A 24,984-nucleotide genomic window follows, 5' to 3' on the forward strand; every position below is an offset into this window, starting at 1 on the left:
TCTGATATTTCAGGAAGCCCCATGGACCTCAGTAAATGCAAAAACCGGCTCCCCTAATGGGAACTAATCCATTTTTCTTCTCATCTCTGCCTCGCGGAGTAGGTCCTCGGCCCTTTTCTTGAGATGGTCGTAGAGCCTTATGAGGTTCTTTAACTCCTCAATGGCCTCCCACTGGCCGTTCCTTATCTTATTTTCAAGGTTAAGCAGTCTGGACCACTCGTCACCTGGTGGGAGCTGTTTTCTACTGAGTAGGTCATCCACAACATCCACCCTGAAGTTGTTCCTGTTTATGGTTATGCTGATGTGGATGTCCCTTGATATATCATAATATTTGCGGGGCCTTCCCCTCTCTATCTTCCTGAAAAAGGAGCTTAAAATCCCTGCCTCCTCCATCGCCCTGAGGTGCTCTATTATAGCCTTCTGGCCAATATCCAGTTCCTTTGATATTTCACTGACAAATCTGGGCTCCTCACGGAGGAGGTTTATGATCTCCCTCCTGGTCTTGCAGCCCATAACATCAAGTATAACTTCCATGTTCCGCTCTTCAGTGGATTTTTCTCTCATCATGGTAGGATATGTCGAAAGGTTTATATAACCTTTTGTAAGTATAATAGCTATAAGGTTATAGGTAACCTCTGGTAACTTTAATTTCTGTAAAAAATGAAAGGTGAAGCAATGTGCGAAGAGAAAAAAACTGATTCTAAACCAGCCAATGACTGTGAAGATGAATTAAAGGAACTTAAAAAACGAGTGAAAGAACTTGAAAGTGAACTCGCTGTTAAGGAAGAGGAAATCAGCGAATACGTCTCCCACCTCCAGAGACTTCAGGCCGACTTTGAAAACTACAAGAAACAGAAGGAGAAACAGGAGCTGGAAATCGTGAAAAATGCAAATGAGAAGCTCATACTGAACCTCCTGGACGTATACGAGGACCTTGAAAGGGCCCTTGAAAACCGGGAGAATGATGGCGACGGCCTGGAGGTCATCTACAGGAAATTCAGGGACACCCTCAGAAGGGAGGGCTTAACTGAGATACCAGCCGAGGGTGAGAAATTTGACCCATTCCTTCATGAGGCAGTTATGGTTGAGAACCATGATGAATACGACGATGGAATCATAATAGAGGAGTTATCAAGGGGTTACAGACTCAACGACAGGATAATAAAACATTCAATAGTCAAGGTATGTAAGAAAAGTTGATTTGAGGTGATCATGTGGCAAAAAAAGAAAAAATTCTCGGTATTGACCTTGGAACAAGTAACTCTGCAGCCGCAGTACTTATAGGTGGAAAACCAACCATCATACCCAGTGCAGAAGGGGCATCACAGTACGGTAAATCCTTCCCAAGCTGCGTTGCATTCACAGAGGACGGTCAGATGCTAGTGGGTGAACCTGCAAGGCGACAGGCAGTCACAAATCCTGAGAACACCATAACAGCCATAAAAAGGAGTATGGGTACAGACAGGAAGGTGAAGGTTCAGGGAAAGGAGTACACTCCACAGGAGATATCAGCATTCATCCTCCAGAAGATCAAGAAGGACGCAGAGGCATTCCTGGGTGAGGAGATAAAGAAGGCCGTCATCACAGTACCCGCCTACTTCGACGACAACCAGAGGACAGCCACCAAGGACGCGGGTACCATCGCAGGGCTAGACGTTGTAAGACTCGTCAACGAGCCAACAGCAGCAAGCCTCGCCTACGGCCTTGACAAGGAAGACGAGGACATGGTCATCATGGTCTTTGACCTGGGCGGAGGTACACTGGACGTTACGATCATGGAATTCGGTGGGGGAGTCTTTGAGGTTAGATCAACAAGCGGTGACACCCAGCTGGGTGGGACCGACATGGACAACGCAATAATGAACTACCTCGCCGATGAATTCAAAAAGGAAACAGGCATAGACCTCATGGAGGACGACCAGGCAGTCCAGAGACTGAGGGAGGCTGCTGAGAAGGCCAAAATAGAACTTTCAACAACCCTCACAACTGAGGTTAACCTCCCCTACATCACCGTGGCCCAGGACGGACCAAAACACCTCATAAAGACCATCACAAGAGCAAAACTGGAGGAACTGGTTGATCCAATCGTGCAGAGATGTGCAGGACCAATGAAACAGGCCCTGAAGGACGCCAGGATGACCCGGGAGGACGTGGATAAAATAATACTGGTAGGTGGACCCACAAGGATGCCCATTGTCCAGAAATTCGTTGAGGACTTCATAGGAAAACCCGTCGAGAGGGGAATAGACCCCATGGAGTGTGTTGCCATGGGTGCAGCCATACAGGGTGGTGTTCTTGCAGGGGAGATAAAGGACCTTGTACTTCTGGATGTGACGCCACTGTCACTGGGTATAGAAACCCTTGGAGGGGTCTTCACCAAGCTCATAGAGCGAAACACCACGATACCCACAAAGAAGAGCCAGATATTCTCAACAGCAGCAGACAACCAGACCTCCGTTGACATACATGTCCTTCAGGGTGAAAGGCCAATGGCCGCAGACAACACAAGCCTTGGAAGGTTCCAGCTGGTGGGAATACCCCCCGCCCCACGTGGAGTGCCCCAGATAGAGGTGACCTTCGATATAGACGCGAACGGTATACTGAACGTATCAGCAAAGGACCTTGGAACAGGTAAGGAACAGGCCATAACAATAACAGCCCCCAACAAGCTCTCAGAGGAGGAGATAAAACAGAAGATAGAGGAGGCCAAAAAACACGCCGAGGAAGACAGGAGAAAACAGGAGGAAATCGAGATAAGGAACAATGCCGATTCAATGATCTACACCGCCGAGAAGACCCTCGAGGAACTTGGAGATAAGGTACCATCAGATAAGAAGGAGGAGGTTGAAAAACAGGTCAGTGAACTAAGGGAACTCATAGCAGGTGACGATGTCCAGGCCATCAAATCAAAGACCGAGGAACTCACAAAGACCGTGCAGGAAATCGGTGCGGTTATATACCAGCAGGCTGCCCAGCAGCAGGCAGAGAACACAGCATCACAGGGTGAAAACCAGGGTGACGACACCATAGATGCTGACTTTGAGGTCAAGAACTGAGGCCTCCCCCAACTTTTTATTCTCTGATGTGCAACTATTTTTAGCTGATAACTTTCAGATTCTATACCAGGTGAAAATCGATGGCTAAGCGTGACTACTATGAGGTTCTCGGTGTGGATAGGGGTGCCGATAAGAAGGAGATAAAGAAGGCCTACAGGAGGCTTGCAAGGAAGTACCACCCCGACGTCAGCGATGATCCCGATGCTGCCGAAAAGTTCAAGGAGATAAGTGAGGCCTACGCGGTCCTCTCTGACGATGAGAAGAGGAGAAGGTACGACCAGTTCGGTCATGCAGGTATGGAGGGCTTCAGTCAGGAGGATATATTCAACAGCATCAACTTTGAGGACATTTTCAGCGGCCTGGGATTTGATATAGGGAACATCTTCGACATGTTCGGTTTCGGTGGGGGAAGGAGACATGGCCCCCAGAGAGGTGCTGACCTCACCTACACGCTTGAGATAAGTCTTGAGGATGCCTACAGTGGCCTTGAAACGGATATAAGGGTTCCCCACACAAAGAAGTGTCCAGTGTGTAATGGAAGCAGGGCCGAGCCGGGTACAGGTGCAAGGACCTGTTCCACCTGCGGGGGCAGCGGACAGGTGCGGCAGGTGCGTAACACCCTTCTCGGGCAGATGATGAACATAACGACATGCCCCGACTGCCACGGCGAGGGAACCATTGTTGAAAAGCCCTGCAGCAACTGTAACGGTAAGGGGGTTGTCAGGAAAACCAGCACAATCCACGTGAATGTTCCGCCAGGCGTTGAGACCGGATCCAGGCTCAGGATCCCCGGTGAGGGGGAGATGGGTCTTCGTGGTGGAGAACCAGGGGACCTCTACGTGGTCATTAAGGTCAAACCCCACAGCATTTTCAGGAGGGAGGGGGCAAACCTCTACACAGAGAAACCTATAAGTTTCGTGCAGGCCGCCCTGGGTGACACCGTGGAGGTCCCAACCCTTGACAGGCCAGTGCAGTTGAAGATACCAGCGGGAACCCAGAGTGGGACAACCTTCCGTGTTAAGGGGCACGGGATGCCCCACCTAAAGTGGAATGGCTACGGAAACCTCTACGTAAAGGTAAAGGTTGTAACACCGAGAAAACTGAGTCCAAGGCAGAAGGAACTCCTCAGGGAATTTGCAAGTATCAGTGGGGATGAGATCCACGAGGATAAGGGATTCTTTGATAAGGTTAAGGATGCCATAATCCACTGAAACCACCCCGGGTCCATTCCACTAAACCCTCTTTTCCATCCTAAGATTCTAGTGATGATCACGGAGTGAACCTCAGCTAGCAGAGTACTCCCTCTTTTTTACATTGAGAACTACCTTAATATTCTTAAAGTTACTAAAAACCTGAGTTAACATAAAAATCCATGCAGTATTCTAATTTTCAGGAGCGGTCAGGATATTCAGGATGATCTAGGTGAAAGAGGCATTCCAGGTCTTTTCCTGGTTTTGTTGTGGGTTAAGGTGTGATTGAGCTTCTTACAGAGATGTCCCCCTCCATCCGGTGCGAATGATCTCCCTCTACCTTAACAGACGCTGAAACCGAAAAATGTAGAGATTGGAGTGCAGTGCACTTGACCCTTTCACTTCAAGGGAAGATCCATGCGCCCTCAACGGTCAGAGGGTCTTGGTTGAGGGAACGGTGTATAAAAAGGGATTCGTATGGTTTCAGTGAAAAAAACATTCATTGCCCTTAAGATCAACACCACAGCCGACTACGTACTTCCAGGCCATGCGGGAGCAACCCATAACATGGAAAGAACGTATAAGAGCCTATGGCGAATAATTCCACCTTCGGAGGATCAACCATGCCTTAACTCAAAAATAAAGAACTCATGATAAGGTCGTCTACATTGAGAAAATAAGAGTTAAAACCCCTGCTCCTTCATGAAAGATGTGAAACCGTGAACACCGTCCTAGGCACAGCGGCTCCAGAGATCAAAGGGAGATAATGCAATTTCTGGGTATCCCGTTGAGATAAGTACTGAGACCGGGCATGCCGGGAGTAACCCACCTTCTGTTTCGGCAGCATTCATCTCGGCGGACTACCTCTGCCTCCTACAGTAATCACAGGCAGTATTTGTCCTTGCATCCCGCGGAATGGCCGTTTCACCGGTCCTCCTGGTGTCAGTCTGCTCCTTGGGGTGAAGCTTCATTATCATCCACCAGAAGACGTGTCGTTTCTGCTCCAGGGTCCAGCCTCTCAGCTGATGCCTCACGGCACCGCGGTTCTGTATGATGGGTGGAGTTTCCTCAGCCCAAAAAATGGACCGTCAGCTGCCCTCCGGCTTGCCCGGTAGATGAACATGAGAATAAAAACTGATAGCGGGGCCTAGATTTGAACTAGGGATCTCGGGGTTATGAGCCCCGCGGGATCACCAGACTACCCCACCCCGCTAAACATTAGGTTTGTTATCTTACTATATAAAGGTTGTGGTGAGGTCTGGTTTTAACCCATCCCTCAAGCCTTAATGTACGGAGGGGTTCTGAGGTTTGGTTATTCTTCCTCCTTTTCCCTGATCTGATCCCTGCAGCGAGGTTAGAGATGAACCGCTCTGAGATTTGGTTATTCTTCCTCCTTTTCCTCAAGCTTCCTGAGCCTCCTGTCAAGGGACTCAAGCTTCCTGTTGGTGTAACCCCTGTACTCGTTGAAGCGGTGCTCCAGTTCATCTATGTTCCTTGATACCAGTTCAAGTCTCTTCTCAAGGTCAGATATATCATCCTTGGTGGCCAGTTCCCAGTCCTCTATGAGTTCATCGCTCTTCTCATTAAGGAATGCGTCTATCTTGCTTGAGATGACATCAGTGCTTATGGGAACCTCCCTTACCTTGCCCATTATCCTGTCACTGACATCTGACACCTTCTCTCCAACTCCTGCCATGTAACCTTCCCTCCCTTCACCTGGTTTTTCAAAGGCGCCGTAAACTCTGGTTACCGGTGCCATGTTTCCTGATTCCATCAGGTAGTAGTATATGAGGACAATTATGGCCCCTGCAAGTATCAGGATTGCAAGAAGCTCCACCGGTCCCAAATTAAAACCTCCAGATCATTTTTTAAGTTTCGCATTGAGCTCTGCTTCCTTCTTCTCAATATCCTTCAGCATCTTCTCCAGTTTCCTGAACTCTGTCCTTGCCTCAAGGAGTGCAAGTCTCTCACTTATCTCACTCTGAAGATAACCCACCTCATGCATTATCTCAGATGTGTTCTTCCTTATTGCAGCAAGTTTCTCCTGTTTGTCCTTTGGGAGAGGTATGGTTGTCTCCATCAGGCGCTTTGCCTGAAGGTCGTTCTCAACGAGGGATATCTTTTTAAGTTCGATCTGCTTTTCAAGAAGCTGGATGTCATTCTGGGACTCCCTGACCCTCCTCCACTGTATAGCCACAATGATCACTGTCACAAAAGCCAGGACAGATATTATAAGCCACAGGATATTCTGAGGTATTGTTGCGGTGCTCGCCATATAGCTCCCCCTTGAAGTATTATCTGCTGGAAATAATATATAACTCATTATTTAAATAAGTATCAGAACTCACTTAAGTGATAACGATGATCGAATCATATTTAAAAGCAGGTAAAATCGTATCAAAGGTTCGAAAAGAGGCTTCAGAGATCATAAGGGATGGTTTGCCAGTAATAGAACTCGTGAATTACGTTGAGGATGGTATCAGAAGTAGGGGCGGTGAACCGGCATTCCCCTGCAATGTTTCCATCAACGAGGTTACCGCCCACTACACCTCCCCTCCAGGTGATGAAAGCAGAATAGTGGAGGGCGACCTTGTTAAGCTTGACCTCGGGGCGCATGTGGAGGGGTTCATAGCCGACACCGCCATCACCATCCCTGTGGGTGATGTGGATGACAGGTGTTACAGGATGATGGACGCTGCAAGGGAGGCCCTTGAGAATGCGATCTCCACCATAAGGGCCGGTGTTGAGGTTGGGGAGGTTGGAAGTGTTATCCAGGAGACGATAGAGTCCCATGATATGAAGCCAGTGTCGAACCTTACAGGTCACAGCATGGACAGGTGGATACTGCACTCAGGACTTTCAATACCCAACGTAAGGGAAAACAATCCCCATGAACTTGAGGAGGGGGATGTGCTTGCAATTGAACCCTTCGCAACCGATGGTGTTGGGCTTGTTACAGACATGCCCCAGACCCACATATTCAGGTTCCTCCGTGAAAGGCCACTTCGGCTTGTCCATGCAAGAAGGGTTCTCGGTAAGATACGGGAGGAGTACCGTTCCCTTCCATTTGCAGAGAGATGGCTTGAGGAGTACTTTGATCCTAAAAGGCTCAGCGCCTCCATGAGGCTCCTGATACAGTCAAGGGCCATCTACCCATACCATGTGCTGAGAGAAAAGAGCGGTGCCACTGTGGCACAGTGGGAGCATACGGTCATTGTGGAGGGTGATGGGTGCACCGTGATAACAGAATAAAAAATAGTTGATGGGATTAGAATGGTGTTGGTAATCCCATCTCCTTCCTTGCAGCTATGTTCTTCTCTGCCTTTTCCTTTTTCTGTGCGGCAAGTTTTTCAAGCAGTCCAAGGCCGGGTTTAACTTCCTCTATTGGTTTTGTCTCAAATAGGCCTGCTTCAACTGCCTGTTTGAATATTGAGTCCCCTGCGTCTGTCCTGGTTATGACAGTTGACCATCCGTCAGGTGACCCCACTGAACCGGTTGAGACATCTGCAAATTCAGCCACGTAGTCCTTGCAGATCTTGCATCCTGCCTGCTCGTATCCATGGGTCTCCTTGAGTGGGAGGGTTAGGACATCATCCTGGGTGTATACCCAGAACTTCCCTTTACCTATATCCATCTTCTCAACGAGTTCCATGCTGACTCCCAGTTTCTCGCAGATGAAGGTCTGGAGTGATGTGTATGGGAAGTTTTCCATGCAGTATATACCCACCAGCAGCTTTATCTTATCTGCAAGGAACCTTACACCGAATGGGTAGGTCTGCATTTTCCTTATACCCATTGTCTGACAGGGTATGGCAACCGTACCGAGTTTTTCTATACCGTACTGTCTGACGGCCTTCTTGAGCATCAGCACGTTGGGTGAGAATGTGTACTTGGTACCGGCTGCTGCCTTGAGTTCATCTGAGGTCATTGCAACCATTGGCTGTGGTTTCCAGAACTCCTCACCTGGACCTGCAACCACTGCACCCTCAATGATACCCTCATCAAGGGCGTAAGCTAGAAGACCTGTGACTATTCCCCCATCCTGGGCTAGTTTCTGAATCTCCCTGTCAGTTGATCTGGCGGAAACAATTTCCTTGTAAGTACCTAAAACCATTTTTCCAGCCTCCTATAGCCCTAAATCCTTCTTGATCTGTTCTTCTGGCCACCAGCTTCTCGGGCACTGCACGTAGCAGATTCCACATTTTATGCAGCGGTCACTGTTCAGTTCCGGCCTTCCGTTGGTCATATCAAGGGCCCTTGTCTGGCAGGCCATTGCACATGTTCCGCATCCAATGCAGAGACCCTGGTTCACGACCTTTGTCTGAAGGTCGCACCCGCATGCTTCGGTGTAACCTGCAAGGTCCAGCATTGGCTGCAGGTAATCCATATCATTGTTGAGAAGTGCAACAACGGTCTTTGCTATTATTTCAGGTGATGGTGGGCACCCTGGCAGTGCAAGGTCCACATCTATGAGGTCTGCTATTGGTACAAAGGACTCGTGTGATGGCTGTGCCTGCTGGCCTCCCCTTGAGTACCTTGTGAAGCAGCCTGTTGCTGCGCATGAACCGAATGCACAGACAAGTTTAGCCTTCTCCCTGAGTTCCTTGAGTTCGTGCAGGCTGTGTTCGTCCTGCAGACAGACGGAACCCTCAACAAGTGCCAGGTCCATCTCTGGCATCTCCCAGAGATCCACAAGGGTCTGTCCATATACTATGTCCACCATATTGGTGAGCAGTTCTGCGAGAATGTCGTAATTTTCAGTTAACGACATGGCATCTCCGGTACATCCACTCAGGTGAATGTAACCTATTCTTGGTTTTGCATTTTCTTCAGCCACTTTTTCAACCTCCTCTTTTGAAGCTCCAACAGGTTCCGATTTTTCCTTTTCGGGTTCTTCCCTCTTAGCTTCAGCCTCCAATCCTAAAAATCTTTTGATTCGGGCAATTAAACTCATTTAGAAACCCCAATCTCCTCTAAGATCATCTGAATGGCTCTGGGAATAGCCTTCTTTACCGGGGGTGTGAGGCCCATTTCCACATTGGGAGCTGATATCTCCTCGGGTTTACACCCAATTACCACAACGTCAATTTTTTCACTGAGTTCATGGAGGGGCTGGCTCACTGGCCATGTGTGCATATTCTCATAGGATCCCTTTGGAATCTCAGTTACCTCGAATTTTCTGAGGGTCCCGGGCTCTGCATTGAATTCAACAACGTCCACGACTATCATCTTCTTCCACTGTTCATGTGGGAGTGAGAAGACAAAGTGTGGACCGCCAGTTCCAGCGTCTATGAACATTACATTTTCTGGTTTTTCCTTATCCCTGAAGTATTCTTCAAGGGCCTTGATAACCTCTGGGCCGAATCCATCGTCCTTGAAAAGGATGTTTCCACAGCCCACCACTAGAATCTCAGCGTCGTATGGCATGTTATTCCCTAGATTCTGACCATTTCGTTTTTAATCAGTGATTTGTCCTCATCATCAACAACCATCACGTGTGTTGCACATGAGAGACATGGGTCGTATGCACGTATAACGTGTGGTCCATATTCATGGTGGAATCCTTCAGTTGCGGGACCCATTGTTGGGATGTTCCAGGTTGTTGGGACAAGTGCACTGTAGAACTGGATCTTGCCGTTCTCAACCTTGGCCATGTGCACGTCAAGTCCCCTTGGGCCCTCTATTGCACCTATACCCAGTTTGCCTGTACCTCTCTCATCGAAGTCTGCCCTTACAGGTGCTGATGTGTCGAGTTCATCCAGTATCTCTATTGCCCTTGAGAGTGCAGTTTTCATCTCAAGTGCCCTGGCAACGTGCTGTGCCACAACACCCCTTTCCTTGAAGCCCTGGAATTCGACCATCCTTGCCCTTGGACCAACCTCCACGTTTCTTCCGTCATAGAGAGGTATTGTTGAACAGGCCCTCTTGGCTATTTCAGGGTCATCATACCAGCTTTCTGGCATTACCTCTGTGAATCTGTCAAGGTCGAATTTTGTCCTGTCACCGTATAGCTGGTGGCTTGCAAGTGTGGGCTGGTTGTGGACACCAAGGCCCTCAGGAAGGCCCTTGTCCTCGATGAGACCAATCATGAGTTCAACGTGTTGGTCAAGCTTTGGTTTGAGCTGTTTGAGCCTTGCGTAGAGCCTTTTTCTTGCAAGTTCTGTTATGTTGTCGGCCATTCCACCTATCCTCACGTCTGATGGGTGGATACCCTCACCTGCCACCATGTCAACTACGTACTGTACGTTTTTCCTTATCTCAGAGACTGAGTTTATGGCATCGGCCATCAGGTTTTCAGGTACGAAGTCAGGTGCTATGAGGAACTGGTGAATTGCATGGCTGTTTACGTGGTGTGCGGCCAGTGTCAGTTCCCTGAGGAGTCTTCCGGCCTTTGGAACCTCAATGTCAAGGGAGTCGTCTATTGCCTCAACTGAAGCCAGGGTGTGGGGTATGGGGCACACTCCACATATCCTCTGGACAATGACTGGAGCTGTTTCAGGTGCTTTACCTGTCACTATTTTCTCAAGGCCCCTGACAGGAGTAATACTGAAGTATCGCCCCTTTGTCACGATTCCTTCATCATCGACTTCCATGACAAGTTCTGCATGTCCTTCTTGTCGTGATGTCGGCGATATAACAATCCTTTCGCTCAAATGTATCACCTCTTGTTTTTAAAGTTCAAAAAACCTTCAATATTATAACTATTTTTAAATGTTATAAGTTTTTCAATTATAAAAAAAGTGAAAACTATTTATATTATGTTGTGATTGAATTATTATTAGTAGAAAATCTACTTTATAATATTAATTTTTTATTCAGTAATACTGAATATTTATTTATATGTGTATCCACATAGTCCATATGTGTTGTCAAACACACGAGAAGGTGAGTTGATGATAAACTCAAAGATCCTAGCATCAGTGGCAATAGTCCTGATAATTGGAGCTGTTGCAGCGGGTTATCAGGTGAGTCAGAATTCCGAAACACTGTGGAAGTTCACCAACCCCCAGGGCGGTCAGAACCAGGGGCCACAGCAGGGTGAGTCAAGCGTCCACAGTGAATCACCCTCAACCACATCATCTCAGGGTGACAGTGGTTCAGGTTCAGGTGGGGCTTCAGATATGAATGTGAAGATCTCATCTTCAGAGGCCAGGAGTATCGCGCAGAAGTACATAAAACAGGAGGGTGCCACTGCAGGGACCCCAAGGCTTGTCAAGTTAAACGGTAAAATGGTTTACATTGTGCCCGTTGAGATTAACGGCCAAGCCGTTGGGGAGATCTACATTGACCCCATCACAGGCGAAAACCTTGGAGGGGCTGGTGGTGCGCCATGATGATAAAAACAGAAACCGAATGCTGTACAATTTATGCGGAGGATGTTGAGGATGCCGTTGTCCTCGAGGGCTCCCCCGGTGTGGGGCTCATAGGTAACATCCTTGGGTGGCTACTTGTTGAGGACCTCAAAATGAAGGAGATAGGGTACATTGATTCCAAGTACTTCCCTCCGCTCGCGGTTCTCTACAAGGGGGTCGCAATACACCCCTTCAGGATATATGAGGGTGATGGGATAGTGCTCTTCCTATCGGATTTTATCCTTCCACCTGCGGTGGTCTATGATATGACAAATGCAATTGTGGACTGGATGACCCGAAACAACAGCAGGGAACTCATAACATTCAACAGCATGGTTGTCCGTGAAAAGTCACAGCCGGTTGCAGGTGCAGGTAACAGTCAGGAGGTCATCCAGAGACTCGCAGATATCGGAATACCCATAGTACCCTTCGGTAACCTCAATGGTATTTCAGGGACACTCCTCACAAGGTGCGCTGTTAATGATATACCTGCATCATGCCTCTTTGCAGAGATACTCAACCCATACCCTGATCCCAGGGCCGCTGCAAGTGTTGTTGAGGTCCTAAATGAGATGCTGGGTACCAGTGTTAACCCCGAGCCACTCCTACAGGAGGCCCAGGCCATAGAGTCACGTCTCAAGAAGCTCGCAGAGACCGTTCAGGGGGAGGCAGAAACACCCATATACATGTAAAAGTTTATATATGAAAAGATCCAATATCTTTTTACTCTTTTGGTAGGGCCCGTAGCCTAGCCAGGATAGGGCGTCGGACTTCTAATCCGAAGGTCCCGGGTTCAAATCCCGGCGGGTCCGCTAAAAACAGGTGAGTACGGAGGGGCCCGTAGCCTAGCCAGGATAGGGCATCAGACTCCTAATCTGAAGGTCCCGGGTTCAAATCCCGGCGGGTCCGCTCACATTTTTTATTATTTTAAACCCCGGTTTCAAATATTTTAAGAGCTTACTTTAAAGTTGGTTTCAATAAAAGGGAGTCATTTCCTGATTATAGATCTACCTGAAATATGCGTCAAGTGTCTCAGCAGGAAACCTTATCTCACCGTATTTACCCCCGCCACCAGGTATCACGGTGAGTGAACCGTTCCTGAATGCCTCAACTGCAACTGCAACACCGTTATCGATCCTTCCAATATCCTCAATGGGGGCACTGAGAAGAACCTCGATCTCTGTTCCAAACTCCCCCACAAGGCCCTCCCAGATGCCCTGCACGAACTTTGTTGTAACACCCTTACCATACTTCATCCCTATAATCTCTGCAAGGGGCATGATATGGACATATGGCGGCCTGTGTGGGGGATGGTGTGGCTCATCCCATGTTGAAAGTTCATAGATCCTGTAGTCAACACCCTTCTTGATCCTGCCGCCGCAGGGACATTTCATCTTCATCTGAAGTGCCTCTTCAGGGCTGTAAATCCTGTAGCACCTTGTACAGGCGGTCATATGGTACTTCCCAAGGCGGGGGTCAAGGCCATAATTTGCTGTGATCCTGCACTTCCTGATTGACCTTTTGAGGGATGTGAAGGATACGTCATCCATTTCAAGCTGGTTGAACTCCCTCCCGAGTCTGTGGGGCCACGGTGAATGGGCATCTGAATTTGTGAGGAAGGGTATGTCTGCAAGTTCAGATATCTTGTCTGCCATTTCAGTGTCCGCAGAAAGCCCCAGCTCAAGGAAATCCGGCCGCTTCCCGTAACAGTCCCTGTAGCTGTCATATGATTTGTACATGCTGGTCCAGGGTGTGAAGGCATGTGCAGGGCCCGCTATACCATCATATTCATGTACCATTTCAAGTATCTGGGCCCCGTTCATCCGCACCCTGGGTCTTCCATCTGAACTGCTTGTTGAGGGCATTCTATCCCCCATCTCCTCTGCAGCCTCAAGGGATGGGAGTATTATGAGGTGGTGAATCCTCCTTGAGTCCTCAACCTCCGCGGTTATTATGAAGCTGCATTCATCCCTCACATACACCCCATCCCCGGCATATTCCGTGGATTCCTCAATGATTTTCCTCCAGCCAGGGTGGAATGCGTCCCCTGTTCCCACGATATGGAGGCCCTTGAGTTTTGCCTGGGGCGCTATTGCCTCAATGACCATGTTGCGGGATGTCGCCCTTGAAAAACAGCTGTGTATATGTAGATCAGCATTTAAAATCATTTAATCAGCCAGAAAAAATAATTGAGAATCAGCCTATGTAGCGGAGGTCCTCCTCTCCGGGCTTGAGATTCATCCTGTCAATCATCTCCTGCTCCATCTGCTGCGCCCTGGAGATCATCTTCCTTGTCTCCTCTGCACGCTCTTCGAGTTTCTCAAGGTCCACCTGGAGCTTTGTCATCTCAAGGAGCACCTCCAGAAGCGCCCGTGCAGCCTCCGCATCTATGAAGTAGCCTGGTGTTTCACCCATGAGGCAAACTCCACGCATACCCCTCATCCTTCCCATTCCAAGGAGGAGTCCCGATGCACCTATTATACCTCCATCTGCAGAGCGCAGGATAACATCGTGCTCTTTAAGGTTCTCAGCGAGTTCCATGTCTGTGGCTGCACCGTAAACCTTTGCCTTATCAACAGGCTGACCTGTTGCAAGTCCCCCAAGGGTGTATATCCTCTCAACACCGTAGCCCTCAACAAAGTCAAGTATCATGCCGCAGATCTCATACTGGCCCTCAGGTGAAAGGCCCTGGGTGTTACCAACAAGTATTATATAATCCCCTTTATCCTCACCAGCCTCCCTGAGGTAGTAGAACTCGTTCTTCATGGGTTCAACTATCCCATTCTCATCTACCAGAACCTGTGGTGGGAATGATGGAGAGTAGAGTTCAGCGAACTTTAACGCCTGGAGTTCATCTATTATATGGTCAGCGGCGAGTTTCCCTACATGCCCTATCCCTGGAAGTGCCTCAATGAAAACCGGGCTGGAAAGTTCAACATCCTCCAGAATATTTATGGTTGTTTCCCTCATTTTATTCACCACTACCTCTCAAAACCTCTCTTTTGAGTCTTCTCCGGTATTCACCATATCTGTCCTCAGGGGAAAATTTTGGGGGATAAACAACCCCCGTTGATCCGCCGCAGCGGGGGCATACATCCCTGAGGGTGTACTCCATGCAGGAACGGCATCTTCTCATCTTCATGTCAGTTCACGGAGGAATTCTCCCTCTCCACCCTCTTTTTCCACTATATCTATGCACCTCTGGGCCGCTTCCTTGAGCTGTTTCTCGGCCTTGAGATAATCTGTTGATTTCACTATAAGCCTGTACCTGGGGGCCCCGACGGCCTGGACAGTTATGCCCTCATCCTGGACGGATTTAAGGGCCTTCCTGATTATCTCAACACCGTTGGGTGCATAGGACTTTATATCAACATATCCTGTGATCTGAACCTCGGGGGGTGTTATGTTACGTTTAGCAACCTCTGTTATGGCAGCGGCCCAGTCCTCTGGGACGCCCTCATCAAGAAGTGCCTTTTCACCCTCCTCTGCAGCGGTTTCAAATGCACCGTAGAGGTCGCCGAATATGTCCATGAGTTCGTATCCGACCTCCTCGTAGGCCGTGTCAAGGTCCTTTCCCAGGTCCTTCGCTGCCAGTTCAAGGAACTTTTCAGCCTTCTGCTCGATTTTCCAGGCCTGGATCTTCTTTGTACGCTGGTCCTCCCTTATCCTTTTCATTGAAACATCCACGTGCCCCTTCCTGGGGTTCACACGGAGGACCCTTGCCACTATCTTCTGGTTCTCCCTTACGAAGTCCCTTATATTCTTAACCCATCCAGAGGATACCTCGGATATATGAATGAAAGCCTCCTTCCCTGGATATTCCTCCAGGGTTGCGAAGGCGCCGTAGTTGAGGACCTTGTGAACGGTCCCAACCACCAGTTCACCCTCTTCAGGCCATTCATTTTTTCTTCTTACCATGAAAAACACCTAGATTAATCCAGGACCTCTAGAATCTGGGCTTTGATCTTTGATTTTCCTCCTGTTGGCTCAACAAGTGTTTTACCGCAGATTATGCACTGGACGTATGAGGCTGCCCTGTCAAAGACCACCTGCTGGTTCCCGCAATCCATGCATTTAACCCGGAGAAAATTACCTTTCGTATTGTAGAACATCACACATACCACCCCTAGGCTACAAATTCAACTCTTCCAGCCCTGAAGGACCTTTTCTTGATGTGTGATTTTCCACATTCCTTGCATTTGAGCCTGAGGTCAAGTTTCTTGACGGGTTTGTTACCTGAGGGGAGTGGACGTGGGTAACCCCTGTAACCGGCTGTTACACGTCTGAACTGCCTCTGACCCCATTTGAGTTCACTTGCCTTTCTTCTCTTTGATTCGAGTACCTCGTGAACTGTGTGTTTTCTACAGTTTGGACAGTAAGTTCTTCTTTCCTTGGGAATCTTCATATCTAATCACCTCTTAAGTGAAAAAGTAAGCCTTTAAAATAACTGGAACTTTTTTTATACTGGGTTAGTATATCTCAAATCTCTATTTATACCTTTGTATGGGACCTTTCAGACAGATAGAAATATGCCGGGAGAAGGGTATTTATGAGTACCTTATCTTTCTGCCCTTCCTTGCATTTATAAACACATCTGCATTTAGCGATGGGAGTGTAACAATGTCCTGTGGTCTGAATGGGCCGTAAATTTTTTCATCAACCCCCATTATCCTTGCAGGTACCTCCTCAAATATCAGCACCGTCTCAATGTCCCCTCCCGTATCATCCAGTGCATTGCCCCTGGTTTGAGGTTCCCGGGATCTGGAATTTTCTTTCTTCGGCTTCTGGATGACTTCAGGTTCCCCTCGGGGTTTCTCTTTCTCTTTATCAAGTTCTATCGAAGGAATTATTTTCTCCCTGAATTCCCTCAGTGTCTCTATAAGTGAAAAGTAGAGTTCCTCCTCCTCAGGGGTCATGTTGAGTGGGGTTGTATCCTGGAGGTCAAACTGGGGTTTCCCGTTGAACAGGTGGTATGACCTCTGGACATTCATCACTGCACTGTCCGTTATCTTGTGCTCCCTTCTCTCGCATATCTCGGTGGCTATCCTCTGGGTGTCCCTTATAAGGTAGTGTTCCTTTGCAAAGGGGTCATTTCCAACCGCCTCGAGGAGATCCTCCAGGTAGCTGTGGACCCTCTCATAGAAGTCATCGCCAACCCTTGCAAGACCGCTTTCAGTTCTCTCTTTTTTCTGAATCCTCCTCAATTTTTGAAAGAATTCGTCCAACCCCATTCCTCACCAGCAGTTATTCCTCTGCCTCGATTCTTGGAGCAAGGAGGAAACTCAGCTCCCCCTCATTGCTGGCCATCTTCAGTGTTAACTTAAGGGGCATGTCATCTCCAAGGTTGATGATTGCTGTCTCACTGAACTTATCGGCCTTGAGCATCTCCTTTATCTTGTCAAGTGAGTAAACACTCCTTGCAGGTTTACTTATCTTTTCACCATGGAGGTATTCTATCTCGGCGTCCCCGAATTCCCCCTCGGCAGATGCCATGAAGCGATCCTCATCAACACGGAATGTTATCTTATCGGAGAATATGTCTATATCGGCTATCGAGTCCTTGAGGAGCTGGAATGGTACCTCAAATTCGTTCTCATATTCGATTTCAGGAGGACTTGGGGTTTCATATTCAATGTCAATCAGCCTTATCTTGAAGGTCCTCACTGCCTCTCCCTCAAACTGGACTATCAGGTTTCCCTCATCAATTGAGAGGATAACCCTGTCATTTGCCTTGGCCCTCTTGAGGACCTTCATGAGTTCCTCTGTATCCACGTTTATCTTCTCTGGTTCATCGCAGACGTATTCATCGAAGAGTTCAGATTTCAGTTCAAGGTGCACGTATGTGATGTGGGACCTGTCAAGGGCATCGAGACGCAGGCCTTCGGCACTGATCTGTATCTGAACCTCATCAACGATGGATGATATGGCATCGAAACTCGTCCTTAAAATGTTAGGATCATTCAATTCTGCCTTGAACATTTTCGTCCTCCTTATCCTATATAGCTAGATATTGGGGTCATTCTTTATATACTATTTCTCCTCTTTTTCCTCTTCCCCTGTTTCAGCACTCTTAACCTGTTTATAGAGTCTTTCAAGGGGGGTCCGACCTATGATGCTATGTATCATTGAGGCGCCCAGCAGCAGGAGACCCGTGAGAATGAGGAATGCTGCAATGACCGTGTTCTCACCTGAGACAACGTTATCCACAACCCTCTCTGAGGATCCCATGATTGCGATTATCCCTGTGATTATAAGGACCGCCCCAAGGGCCATTGCTGAGTACCTGACTATGTCATCCCGGTACCTTATTATCACTGTAACCGGGAATCCGTGATCAGACTCATCATTCTGGATCTCTTCCCTTATCCTTGATATGAAACCCTTCAGGGAACTGGGTTTCCCTGATTTTTCCTTGCTTTCAGCCCCGGAATCTTTGGTTCCGGTTTCTTCGGTGCTCATCTTGAACCTTCCTCAGTCCATCTTCAGGAATCCTGGCCGAGCACTTCATACCTCAATCGTATTCCCTCCAGGTGTGCTTGCAGCGGGTGCACCTGAAGAACCTTGTTTCAGATTCATCAGCCCTTCTTGTCTGCTGCAGCCACCAGAAGGCCTCCATGTTACCGCATTTCGGGCATTCCACCCTTGTTGTTGGTAGTGTGCTCACATCATCTCCTGTGAATATGACACTGTCCTTTGATTCAACTTCCTCTGAAAAATTGTATTTGTCCTTGAGTTTATCTGTGATATCCTTTTCATAGCCACACTGACAGCTGAATTTTCCCTTCGCAGGAAACATTACAGCTCCACACCTGGGACAGAACTCCATTTTCTTCCTCCTGATAAGAGAAACTAAATTTTTTGATTTTTAAGATTTTTCTGCGATGACACTTATAATTTTTTTGATTTAATTTGCGGTTTTCTGGTTTCTAATGGATTCTATGAAGTCATCGAGTATCCGTGAATGATCGAATGCAAGATTATCATAGGGTATATCATCAATATGGAACACCCTGGCTTCGGCAGCATCGGATCCCCCAGTGGGTATTCCTGAAGCAACTCCAGTGAAGCAGATGCTCACAGTGTGCCCCCTGGGATCCCTTGAGGGGTCCGAATATACCCCAAGAAGGCCCTCCAGTTCCACCTCAAGTCCTGTCTCCTCAAGGGCCTCCCTGATTGCTGCTTCTTCCACTGTTTCCCCGTATTCAACAAATCCCCCTGGAATGGCCCATGAGCCCTCATATGGTGGTTTTCCCCTCCTTACAAGTACCAGGGTGTCCTCTGATAACCTTATTATCACATCCACTGTGAGTAGTGGTGTCCTCATACAAATACCTCATGCGCTGCCCCTTGACTCACCAAGTTTAACCCCTGATGCAATGAGATGTGCGGCCCTTATGGGCTCGGGAATGGAACTCCTGGTCGTTGAGAGTCTGACAATCTCAGCCGCATCCTCCGGATCTATACCGGCAGTCTGTATGTAAACTGTCTCGGTGGATTCCACCCGGTGGATCTCCCCGGCGTCCTCTATCATCCGCCACCTCTTCTTCCAGTCAGGGAATCTGTGCTTAAGGGCCCTCCTTATCCTCTCAAGGTCAGGGTATTTGCGTACAACCACTATGACAGGGAGTCCGGTTCTTGAGGATATCTCATTTATATCCACCACGTTGAAGCCGCCAAAGGTGAGGCCGTCCAGCATTATAACCCTCAGCTGGTTGAGGTGCCTTGAGCCATTCACCATTTCAACTATCTTCTCTGTGGCATCATCCCCATCCACCCTTATATCTGTTGTGAGGACCCCGTCAAGCCATTGCCCTCCCCTGAAGACTGTGCCCACGATGAGCACGTCCTCGTCACTTCTGGGTGTGAAGGGAGCGTCATCTATCCCGAGAATCCTTATCTCAGATTTTATTTGCCTGAAATTACAGTTCTCCATAAAAATAGTTAGGCTGACTCTATGAGTGACCTGAACTCATCGCACCTCTCAATCAGAGTCCCGGCTGCCTTGATGAGTGATTTCTTCGGGCTCCTTGCCCTTATGTAAAGCTGTGGTTCGCCCACTATGGGGTGGTCTATGGAGTAGGCCGCGGCCTTAACGGTTTCATCCTCCATCAGTATGCTCCTCAGTACATTGCAGAGGGTGTGTGTTTCGCCCTCGAATACCATCTCCATTTCATGTCTCTTGTTAAGAATGACTTCCATTTTCATTACCCCTTAACCTTCGTAATTCGCTGATAGTTTCCTTTTTTCCCTGTTTTCACAGTTGGGACACTTCACCTCGTCCCTGCCGTTAATCTCCATGAAGTGTCTGCACCTTGTGCACATGGCCTTTATGACACCCAGGTCACGGGAGGATGTCTGGAGGTCTATACCATCAAGGCCCATAACCCTTGTAACCCTTGCCTCCACTATATCCCCTATCCTGAAGGCCTCTGTAAGTTTTGAGAGGTAGCCCTTCTTTGCCTGTGAGACATGGACACCCCCAACAAAGTAGGTTGCAAGGGCCCTCCTGTTACCCTTGATGCTGTGTATCCTCACAAGGGCCCTCTGGCCCCTCACATCTATTACCTCTCCAATAACCCTTGAACCTGTCCTGAGGACGGGTGGTGTGCTGAACTTTGAGATTACCTTTATGCTCTTATTCCTATCATCCCTTGCCACCTCTCCAACAACAAGGGACTTTATTTCTCCATCGTCGTCGTAGGTCCCCTCTGAGGGGAGTACCTCTTCACTTACAGCTAAAAAGTCTCCGGGAAAAACGATGTCCCCAGATTTAACTTTCATCCATTCACCTCTTGAAGGTAAAAACAATACCTCAACTTATATTGGGTTATGATTACTTTCTGATTATATATATGCTTTTTGTATGATAAGCTGAGAATTGATCCATATTCAGAGAGGACACCCCAAGATGCCCTCATATTCCTCTATCCTGTTAAAACCTCCAGTGAATATCTTCAGGGAAATATTATCTCATCGAGGACGTAATCCTCCCATTCCCTTTCACCGAGGGCTATCTCAAGTTCTGATGGGTTAAGGAGTGGTTTATCATAGATCTGTGAGTCGTCAATGGCAATCCTGGGGCATGCCGTCACCACGAACGCCTCGATCTCCCTGAACGGTAGCAGTGCCTCCGGTGATATGTTTTCAAGCATGAAGATGAATGCATCCCTTCCAGCAGACTCCAGCTTTCTTTTTATCTCAAGGGCCAGTTTGAATCTCCTCTGCCCCTCCTTTGATGAGACTATTATCCCCCACATCCTGGCAGAGGATGCCCTGTTTATCCTTGCGAATCTGATCCTGAGGACTCTGTCTGCGAATTCATCCAGTATACGTGCCTCCCCATGATAGGGATCAGCCACCACAACATCCCTTCCTGTGAAGAGCTTTATGCCCAGTGGATGGAAGTTTCCGCTTCCGATGAAGAGGTATGCATCTGCACCGGTATTCCTGATTGCTGAAAAGTTACACCCGAGTACCTGTCCCTCAGCTGTGTTTATCCCGCAGCCCTTAACCACTTCAAAACCCTTTCCCTCAAGGAATGACGCTGCCTCATCGAGGAGGTGGAGATGCTGTGCTGTTGTTGCAAGGCCCACCCTTTCGTGGCCATCCAGGAGACGGGCAGCATCCTCAAGTACACCTCCTATCTCAACCCCTGAACGGGCCTCAATGAATATGACAGGCACCTCATAGTCAATGGGGAATGGTGTGTGCCCATAGTGGATTATGAGATCAGCCATCCCCTTCATCTTCCTGTCTGAAACATCACATGCACCGAAGCATGGATCTGCAGATATAACAGTTGTTGCATCCGTTTCTGATTCTATAATCCCGGCAAGCTCAACAGCCCTGCCTTTAAGTCCCTCAGGAAATTGAAGCCCAACAACATCCGCTTTGAGGCGTTTTATTTCCCTGATAACCCTTTCTGTTTCAAGATCATAGAGTGACATTTAATCATTCAGCCCCATCAGGAATGTCCTCAACGGTTACCTTCCCGTCAACAACATTCACCTTCACAAGGCTCCTTACAGTGAACCCTGTCCTCTCCTTCACCACCCTTGAGCCCTCACCCTTATCTATAACTGTTACAACGTCCACAACCTCCACTTCCATCTCCCTTAGGGCCTCAAGGACAGCCAGCAGTGTTCCGCCGGTACTTACAACGTCATCGATGACGATGACACGATCGTCCCCATCAACACCATTTATGTAAAGTTCTCCCTCACTGTAACCTGTCATCTGATGGACCGCGACCTCGCCGGGGAGGCCGTACCTCCTTTTTCTTACGACAACGAAGGGTATGCGGGTTTTGAGTGATAGCACCGTGGCATGGTGTATGCCCATGGCCTCAATGCACACTATCTTATCCACACTGGCTGGATCTGGATTGAATCTTCTCACTATTTCCTCTGCAACCTCCTCAAGGATTTCAGGTTCTGTGAGGGGTATCCCATCAGTTACAGGATTAACAAAGTAGTCATAATCCCCCTTCCTGATTACAGGAGAATTTCTGAGGCTTTCCTTTAATTTATCAAGCATTTTTCATCACCCGGTATGGTTTTTGAGCAGCGATGACGACCTGGAATGTTTCAGTGTATCCACAGTGGCACAGGATACGCTTTATAGGATCTTAATATATAAGTTGCCCCAACAATAGTTAATGATTACTGATCACTGCAGGTGAAACTATGCTTGGAAATCTGGGCAGGAGTCTCAGTAAAACTATGAAAAAACTGGCAGGGATGACCATAGTTGATGAGGAGGTCGTGAAGGAGGTCATTAAGGATATACAGAGGGCCCTGATCCAGTCTGACGTTAACATAAAACTTGTATTTAATCTTTCAAAATCAATAGAGGAGCGGGCTCTTAACGAGGAGCCTCCGAAGGGGATAACACCCAAGGAGCACATCATAAGCATAGTATACGAGGAGATGGTTAAGCTCCTTGGTGAAAGGTCCCATGAACTGAAGATAGAGGAGAAACCCTACAGGATACTCTTCCTTGGGCTCCAGGGAAGCGGTAAAACAACAACCATAGGTAAACTTGCAAGGTACCTGCGCAAGAAAGGTTTCACCGTTGGTGTGGTCTGTACCGACACCTGGAGACCCGCGGCCTTTGAACAGCTGAAGCAGTACACAGAGGGCCAGGATATCAGTGTCTACGGGGACCCTGAAAACAAAAACGCCCTTGAACTTGCAGAGAAGGGGCTCGAAAAGTTTCAGAAAAAGGATGTTATCATATTTGACACCGCAGGAAGGCACAAGGAGGAGAAGGACCTCCTCAGGGAAATGGAGGAACTCTCAGCCGTCATTAAACCCCATGAAGCCATACTGGTAATTGATGGGACGATTGGTCAGCAGGCAAGGGAGCAGGCCCTTGCATTCAGGGAGGCCACAGATATCGGGTCAATAATCGTTACAAAGCTTGATGGGTCGGCCAAGGGTGGGGGTGCCCTCTCAGCGGTTGCAGAGATTGGTGCCCCCATAAGGTTCATAGGTACCGGAGAGAGGATAGATGACCTGGAGGTCTTCGACCCTGAAAGGTTCATATCAAGGCTTCTTGGAATGGGGGACCTCAAAAGTCTCCTTGAAAAGGTTGAGGAGGTTTCAGAGGAGGAACTTGCTGAGGAATCCCTTGACGCCATACTATCCGGGAAGTTCACTCTTAAGGATATGAGGGTCCAGTTTGAGATGATGGGTAAGATGGGGCCCCTGCAGCAGGTCATGAACATGCTCCCTGGTGTCGGGAAACTCCCCAAGGATGCCACAAAGATGACTGAGGAAACCATAAGGAAGTACCTTATCATAATGGACTCTATGACAGATGAGGAACTGGAAAAACCCGATATAATCAAGCAATCCAGGATCAGAAGGATATCAAGGGGTTCAGGCACCCGGAACGAGGATGTCAAGGAACTTTTAAAGTACTACAGGGTAACCAGGAAGGCCATGAAGGGCCTTGGCAGGAGAAAGATGGGGGGACCCATGGGTCAGCTGATGAGGCAGTTCATGAGGTAGATCTGATTTAAACCAGGAGAATGGAAAATGGATGTTCAGAAAAGACTTGATGCCATCCTGGATATCACAGACTCAAAAATATGTCCCCCCTGCCTTGGAAGACGTTTCTCTGACGTCATGGAGGGGCCGGGAAATCGTCTGAGGGGTGAAAGGCTTGTTGAAAAATTTTCACTCCAGCTGGAAGGTCCCTGCATGGTATGTGGCGATGTGTTCGAGAGGCTCGATGAGGCTGCCCTGAGGGTTGGGGAGAAGGTGGATGACCTCAACCTTGAGTACTCCTCGGTACTTGTGGGTACAAGGATCCCTGATGATGTGCTCAGAATTGATGAAGAGATAAACAGGCGCCTTGAAATCCGGGTGGAGGGTATCAAGAGGGAGTTGAACCGTGAACTCGGCAAGAGGGTCACCTCCATCCTCAGCTGTGGTGCGGATTTTGAATCACCGGACCTTGTAATAACGGTTGATCTGAGGGGAGAAATAGGGGTCCATGTTCAGATAAACCCCATCTTCATTGAGGGACGATACCGTAAACTTGTCCGTGGGATACCCCAGACAAGGTGGCCCTGCAGGAGCTGCCGTGGGAGGGGGTGCCGCAGGTGTGATTATACCGGTAAAATGTACCCCACATCGGTGGAGGAGCTCATATCAGAACCGGTCCTTGAGGCGACAGGGGGAAGTGACAGCAAGTTCCATGGTTCTGGCAGGGAGGATGTGGATGTGCGAATGCTTGGAACCGGAAGACCCTTTGTACTGGAGATAAAGGAGCCAGCAGTCCGCACAATAGATCTAAGGGCACTGGAGGATGAAATAAACAAAAAAGCCATGGGCATGGTTGAGGTGGCTGATCTGAGGTTCTCCTCAAGGAACAGAAAGGTGGAACTAAAGGAGTCATCAAGGAAAAAATACAAGGTCTACCGTGCCATTGTTGAACTCGGAGGTACCGTGTCTGATGAGGACCTGGTAAAGCTTGAGAAACTTGACCTGATAAGGCAGAGGACACCGCTGAGGGTTTCACACAGAAGAGCTGACAGGATCAGAGAACGGAGAGTCCTTGACATATCCTGGAAGCCCATTGAAGATCACCTGGAACTCATAATAAAGGCGGAGGGTGGACTGTACATAAAGGAACTTATCTCAGGGGACTCGGGTCGTACAGAACCCAGTGTGAGCAGTGTCCTGGGTGTACCTGCAAGGTGCGCCAGTCTTGATGTCCTTGAGGTCGGAGAGGTCACATGAGGAATCCTTCTGACCCCGAAGTCAGGGCTGATGATGATCTACCCTTCAACTGAGAGATCCCTCCTGACCCTTAGGAAAAATATATATTTATGGAAATGTTAAATACAGAACTTATAAGTTTAGATGTCTGATTCTT

General features: G+C 48.4%; 31 protein-coding genes, 3 tRNA genes and 1 other RNA gene. 10 read left to right on the top strand and 25 right to left on the bottom strand.

The window, feature by feature from the left end; genetic code table 11:
* Positions 1-63 precede the first annotated feature (63 nt).
* On the bottom strand, positions 64-567 hold the full coding sequence (locus ACPLJI_RS01145) for an ArsR/SmtB family transcription factor (RefSeq protein WP_424730556.1): 504 nt from the start codon (positions 565-567) through the stop codon (positions 64-66).
* A 108-nt stretch (positions 568-675) separates the two neighbouring features.
* On the opposite strand from ACPLJI_RS01145, the gene ACPLJI_RS01150 reads away from it, so the two are divergent.
* The 3 genes from ACPLJI_RS01150 to dnaJ all read left to right on the top strand — a co-directional run bounded on the left by ACPLJI_RS01150 (position 676) and on the right by dnaJ (position 4,267).
* Positions 676-1,200, top strand: a complete 525-nt coding sequence (locus ACPLJI_RS01150; RefSeq protein ID WP_424730555.1) for a nucleotide exchange factor GrpE — start codon at positions 676-678, stop codon at positions 1,198-1,200.
* Positions 1,201-1,214: 14 nt separating this feature from the next.
* Positions 1,215-3,056 (top strand): molecular chaperone DnaK, encoded by a 1,842-nt coding sequence (dnaK, locus tag ACPLJI_RS01155; protein ID WP_424730554.1) that lies wholly within the window; start codon positions 1,215-1,217, stop codon positions 3,054-3,056.
* Between the two features lie 80 nt (positions 3,057-3,136).
* Positions 3,137-4,267 (top strand): molecular chaperone DnaJ, encoded by a 1,131-nt coding sequence (gene dnaJ / locus ACPLJI_RS01160; protein WP_424730553.1) that lies wholly within the window; start codon positions 3,137-3,139, stop codon positions 4,265-4,267.
* A 788-nt stretch (positions 4,268-5,055) separates the two neighbouring features.
* Here the strand turns inward: dnaJ and rnpB are convergent.
* The 4 genes from rnpB to ACPLJI_RS01180 all read right to left on the bottom strand — a co-directional run bounded on the left by rnpB (position 5,056) and on the right by ACPLJI_RS01180 (position 6,521).
* An RNA gene (gene rnpB / locus ACPLJI_RS01165) (RNase P RNA component) lies at positions 5,056-5,354 on the bottom strand.
* 30 nt (positions 5,355-5,384) lie between these two features.
* Positions 5,385-5,459: transfer RNA gene (locus ACPLJI_RS01170), tRNA-Met, on the bottom strand.
* 168 nt (positions 5,460-5,627) lie between these two features.
* Positions 5,628-6,092: a hypothetical protein gene (locus ACPLJI_RS01175; RefSeq protein ID WP_424730552.1), complete on the bottom strand. Its 465-nt coding sequence runs from the start codon at positions 6,090-6,092 to the stop codon at positions 5,628-5,630.
* 15 nt (positions 6,093-6,107) lie between these two features.
* Positions 6,108-6,521, bottom strand: a complete 414-nt coding sequence (locus ACPLJI_RS01180; RefSeq protein WP_424730551.1) for a hypothetical protein — start codon at positions 6,519-6,521, stop codon at positions 6,108-6,110.
* Between the two features lie 86 nt (positions 6,522-6,607).
* Between ACPLJI_RS01180 and map the strand changes: the two genes are divergently transcribed.
* Positions 6,608-7,498, top strand: a complete 891-nt coding sequence (gene map, locus ACPLJI_RS01185) for a type II methionyl aminopeptidase (RefSeq protein ID WP_424730550.1) — start codon at positions 6,608-6,610, stop codon at positions 7,496-7,498.
* Between the two features lie 16 nt (positions 7,499-7,514).
* Here the strand turns inward: map and frhB are convergent, their stop codons facing one another.
* Genes frhB through frhA form a run of 4 tightly spaced genes read right to left on the bottom strand, consistent with a single transcriptional unit; the run spans position 7,515 to position 10,899 of the window.
* Positions 7,515-8,360, bottom strand: a complete 846-nt coding sequence (gene frhB / locus ACPLJI_RS01190; protein WP_424730549.1) for a coenzyme F420 hydrogenase subunit beta — start codon at positions 8,358-8,360, stop codon at positions 7,515-7,517.
* 12 nt (positions 8,361-8,372) lie between these two features.
* Positions 8,373-9,200 (bottom strand): coenzyme F420 hydrogenase subunit gamma, encoded by an 828-nt coding sequence (gene frhG, locus ACPLJI_RS01195; protein ID WP_424730548.1) that lies wholly within the window; start codon positions 9,198-9,200, stop codon positions 8,373-8,375.
* Positions 9,197-9,673, bottom strand: coding sequence for a coenzyme F420-reducing hydrogenase, FrhD protein (gene frhD / locus ACPLJI_RS01200; protein ID WP_300477702.1), 477 nt, complete (start codon positions 9,671-9,673; stop codon positions 9,197-9,199). The genes frhG and frhD overlap by 4 nt, the downstream gene beginning before the upstream one ends.
* A gap of 8 nt (positions 9,674-9,681) precedes the next feature.
* Positions 9,682-10,899, bottom strand: a complete 1,218-nt coding sequence (gene frhA / locus ACPLJI_RS01205; RefSeq protein ID WP_424730547.1) for a coenzyme F420 hydrogenase subunit alpha — start codon at positions 10,897-10,899, stop codon at positions 9,682-9,684.
* A gap of 240 nt (positions 10,900-11,139) precedes the next feature.
* On the opposite strand from frhA, the gene ACPLJI_RS01210 reads away from it, so the two are divergent.
* From ACPLJI_RS01210 to ACPLJI_RS01225, 4 genes are all read left to right on the top strand, one after another.
* On the top strand, positions 11,140-11,580 hold the full coding sequence (locus tag ACPLJI_RS01210; RefSeq protein WP_424730546.1) for a PepSY domain-containing protein: 441 nt from the start codon (positions 11,140-11,142) through the stop codon (positions 11,578-11,580).
* Positions 11,580-12,290, top strand: a complete 711-nt coding sequence (locus ACPLJI_RS01215; RefSeq protein ID WP_424730545.1) for a proteasome assembly chaperone family protein — start codon at positions 11,580-11,582, stop codon at positions 12,288-12,290. Before ACPLJI_RS01210 ends, ACPLJI_RS01215 begins: the two co-directional genes overlap by 1 nt.
* Before the next feature lie 45 nt (positions 12,291-12,335).
* Positions 12,336-12,410 (top strand) — tRNA-Arg (locus tag ACPLJI_RS01220).
* A 22-nt stretch (positions 12,411-12,432) separates the two neighbouring features.
* Positions 12,433-12,507 (top strand) — tRNA-Arg (locus ACPLJI_RS01225).
* 98 nt (positions 12,508-12,605) lie between these two features.
* On the opposite strand, the gene ACPLJI_RS01230 is transcribed toward ACPLJI_RS01225, so the two are convergent.
* From ACPLJI_RS01230 to hpt, 16 genes are all read right to left on the bottom strand, one after another.
* Complete coding sequence (locus tag ACPLJI_RS01230) at positions 12,606-13,766, bottom strand: TIGR00375 family protein (protein WP_424730544.1); 1,161 nt, start codon at positions 13,764-13,766, stop codon at positions 12,606-12,608.
* A 28-nt stretch (positions 13,767-13,794) separates the two neighbouring features.
* Positions 13,795-14,568 carry a proteasome assembly chaperone family protein gene (locus ACPLJI_RS01235; RefSeq protein WP_424730543.1) on the bottom strand — a complete coding sequence of 258 codons (774 nt, stop codon included), beginning with the start codon at positions 14,566-14,568 and terminating at the stop codon, positions 13,795-13,797.
* A 1-nt stretch (position 14,569) separates the two neighbouring features.
* A complete protein-coding gene (locus ACPLJI_RS01240; protein ID WP_424730542.1) occupies positions 14,570-14,740 on the bottom strand; it encodes an RNA-protein complex protein Nop10 in 171 nt (56 codons plus the stop codon).
* Positions 14,737-15,516 carry a translation initiation factor IF-2 subunit alpha gene (locus ACPLJI_RS01245; protein WP_424730541.1) on the bottom strand — a complete coding sequence of 260 codons (780 nt, stop codon included), beginning with the start codon at positions 15,514-15,516 and terminating at the stop codon, positions 14,737-14,739. Before ACPLJI_RS01245 ends, ACPLJI_RS01240 begins: the two co-directional genes overlap by 4 nt.
* Before the next feature lie 14 nt (positions 15,517-15,530).
* On the bottom strand, positions 15,531-15,710 hold the full coding sequence (locus ACPLJI_RS01250) for a 30S ribosomal protein S27e (RefSeq protein ID WP_013296474.1): 180 nt from the start codon (positions 15,708-15,710) through the stop codon (positions 15,531-15,533).
* 14 nt (positions 15,711-15,724) lie between these two features.
* Entirely contained in the window at positions 15,725-16,003 is a 279-nt protein-coding gene (locus tag ACPLJI_RS01255) for a 50S ribosomal protein L44e (RefSeq protein ID WP_013296475.1), read from the bottom strand.
* A gap of 142 nt (positions 16,004-16,145) precedes the next feature.
* A complete protein-coding gene (locus ACPLJI_RS01260) occupies positions 16,146-16,823 on the bottom strand; it encodes a hypothetical protein (protein WP_424730540.1) in 678 nt (225 codons plus the stop codon).
* Positions 16,824-16,842: 19 nt separating this feature from the next.
* Positions 16,843-17,577, bottom strand: a complete 735-nt coding sequence (gene pcn / locus ACPLJI_RS01265; RefSeq protein ID WP_424730539.1) for a proliferating cell nuclear antigen (pcna) — start codon at positions 17,575-17,577, stop codon at positions 16,843-16,845.
* Positions 17,578-17,628: 51 nt separating this feature from the next.
* Entirely contained in the window at positions 17,629-18,057 is a 429-nt protein-coding gene (locus ACPLJI_RS01270; protein WP_424730538.1) for a hypothetical protein, read from the bottom strand.
* A 52-nt stretch (positions 18,058-18,109) separates the two neighbouring features.
* On the bottom strand, positions 18,110-18,424 hold the full coding sequence (locus ACPLJI_RS01275; RefSeq protein ID WP_424730537.1) for a transcription factor S: 315 nt from the start codon (positions 18,422-18,424) through the stop codon (positions 18,110-18,112).
* A gap of 78 nt (positions 18,425-18,502) precedes the next feature.
* The gene (locus ACPLJI_RS01280) at positions 18,503-18,922 is read right to left on the bottom strand and encodes an NUDIX domain-containing protein (protein ID WP_424730536.1); all 420 of its coding nucleotides are present in this window, start codon (positions 18,920-18,922) and stop codon (positions 18,503-18,505) included.
* A 9-nt stretch (positions 18,923-18,931) separates the two neighbouring features.
* On the bottom strand, positions 18,932-19,531 hold the full coding sequence (locus ACPLJI_RS01285; RefSeq protein WP_424730535.1) for a DUF99 family protein: 600 nt from the start codon (positions 19,529-19,531) through the stop codon (positions 18,932-18,934).
* An 8-nt stretch (positions 19,532-19,539) separates the two neighbouring features.
* Positions 19,540-19,797: a DNA-directed RNA polymerase subunit L gene (locus tag ACPLJI_RS01290; RefSeq protein WP_424730534.1), complete on the bottom strand. Its 258-nt coding sequence runs from the start codon at positions 19,795-19,797 to the stop codon at positions 19,540-19,542.
* Between the two features lie 12 nt (positions 19,798-19,809).
* Positions 19,810-20,379 carry an exosome complex RNA-binding protein Csl4 gene (locus ACPLJI_RS01295; RefSeq protein ID WP_424730533.1) on the bottom strand — a complete coding sequence of 190 codons (570 nt, stop codon included), beginning with the start codon at positions 20,377-20,379 and terminating at the stop codon, positions 19,810-19,812.
* Positions 20,380-20,552: 173 nt separating this feature from the next.
* Positions 20,553-21,545, bottom strand: coding sequence for a diphthamide biosynthesis enzyme Dph2 (gene dph2, locus ACPLJI_RS01300; protein ID WP_424730532.1), 993 nt, complete (start codon positions 21,543-21,545; stop codon positions 20,553-20,555).
* Positions 21,546-21,549: 4 nt separating this feature from the next.
* Positions 21,550-22,134: a hypoxanthine/guanine phosphoribosyltransferase gene (gene hpt / locus ACPLJI_RS01305; RefSeq protein WP_424730531.1), complete on the bottom strand. Its 585-nt coding sequence runs from the start codon at positions 22,132-22,134 to the stop codon at positions 21,550-21,552.
* A gap of 149 nt (positions 22,135-22,283) precedes the next feature.
* Between hpt and ACPLJI_RS01310 the strand changes: the two genes are divergently transcribed.
* Together ACPLJI_RS01310 and ACPLJI_RS01315 are read left to right on the top strand one after the other, a co-directional pair.
* Complete coding sequence (locus ACPLJI_RS01310; RefSeq protein WP_424730530.1) at positions 22,284-23,612, top strand: signal recognition particle protein Srp54; 1,329 nt, start codon at positions 22,284-22,286, stop codon at positions 23,610-23,612.
* A 27-nt stretch (positions 23,613-23,639) separates the two neighbouring features.
* A complete protein-coding gene (locus ACPLJI_RS01315; protein WP_424730529.1) occupies positions 23,640-24,848 on the top strand; it encodes a tRNA pseudouridine(54/55) synthase Pus10 in 1,209 nt (402 codons plus the stop codon).
* Positions 24,849-24,984 lie beyond the last annotated feature (136 nt).

Origin of the sequence: Methanothermobacter sp., from assembly GCF_049720995.1 — an archaeon.
Classification (GTDB): Archaea; Methanobacteriota; Methanobacteria; order Methanobacteriales; family Methanothermobacteraceae; genus Methanothermobacter.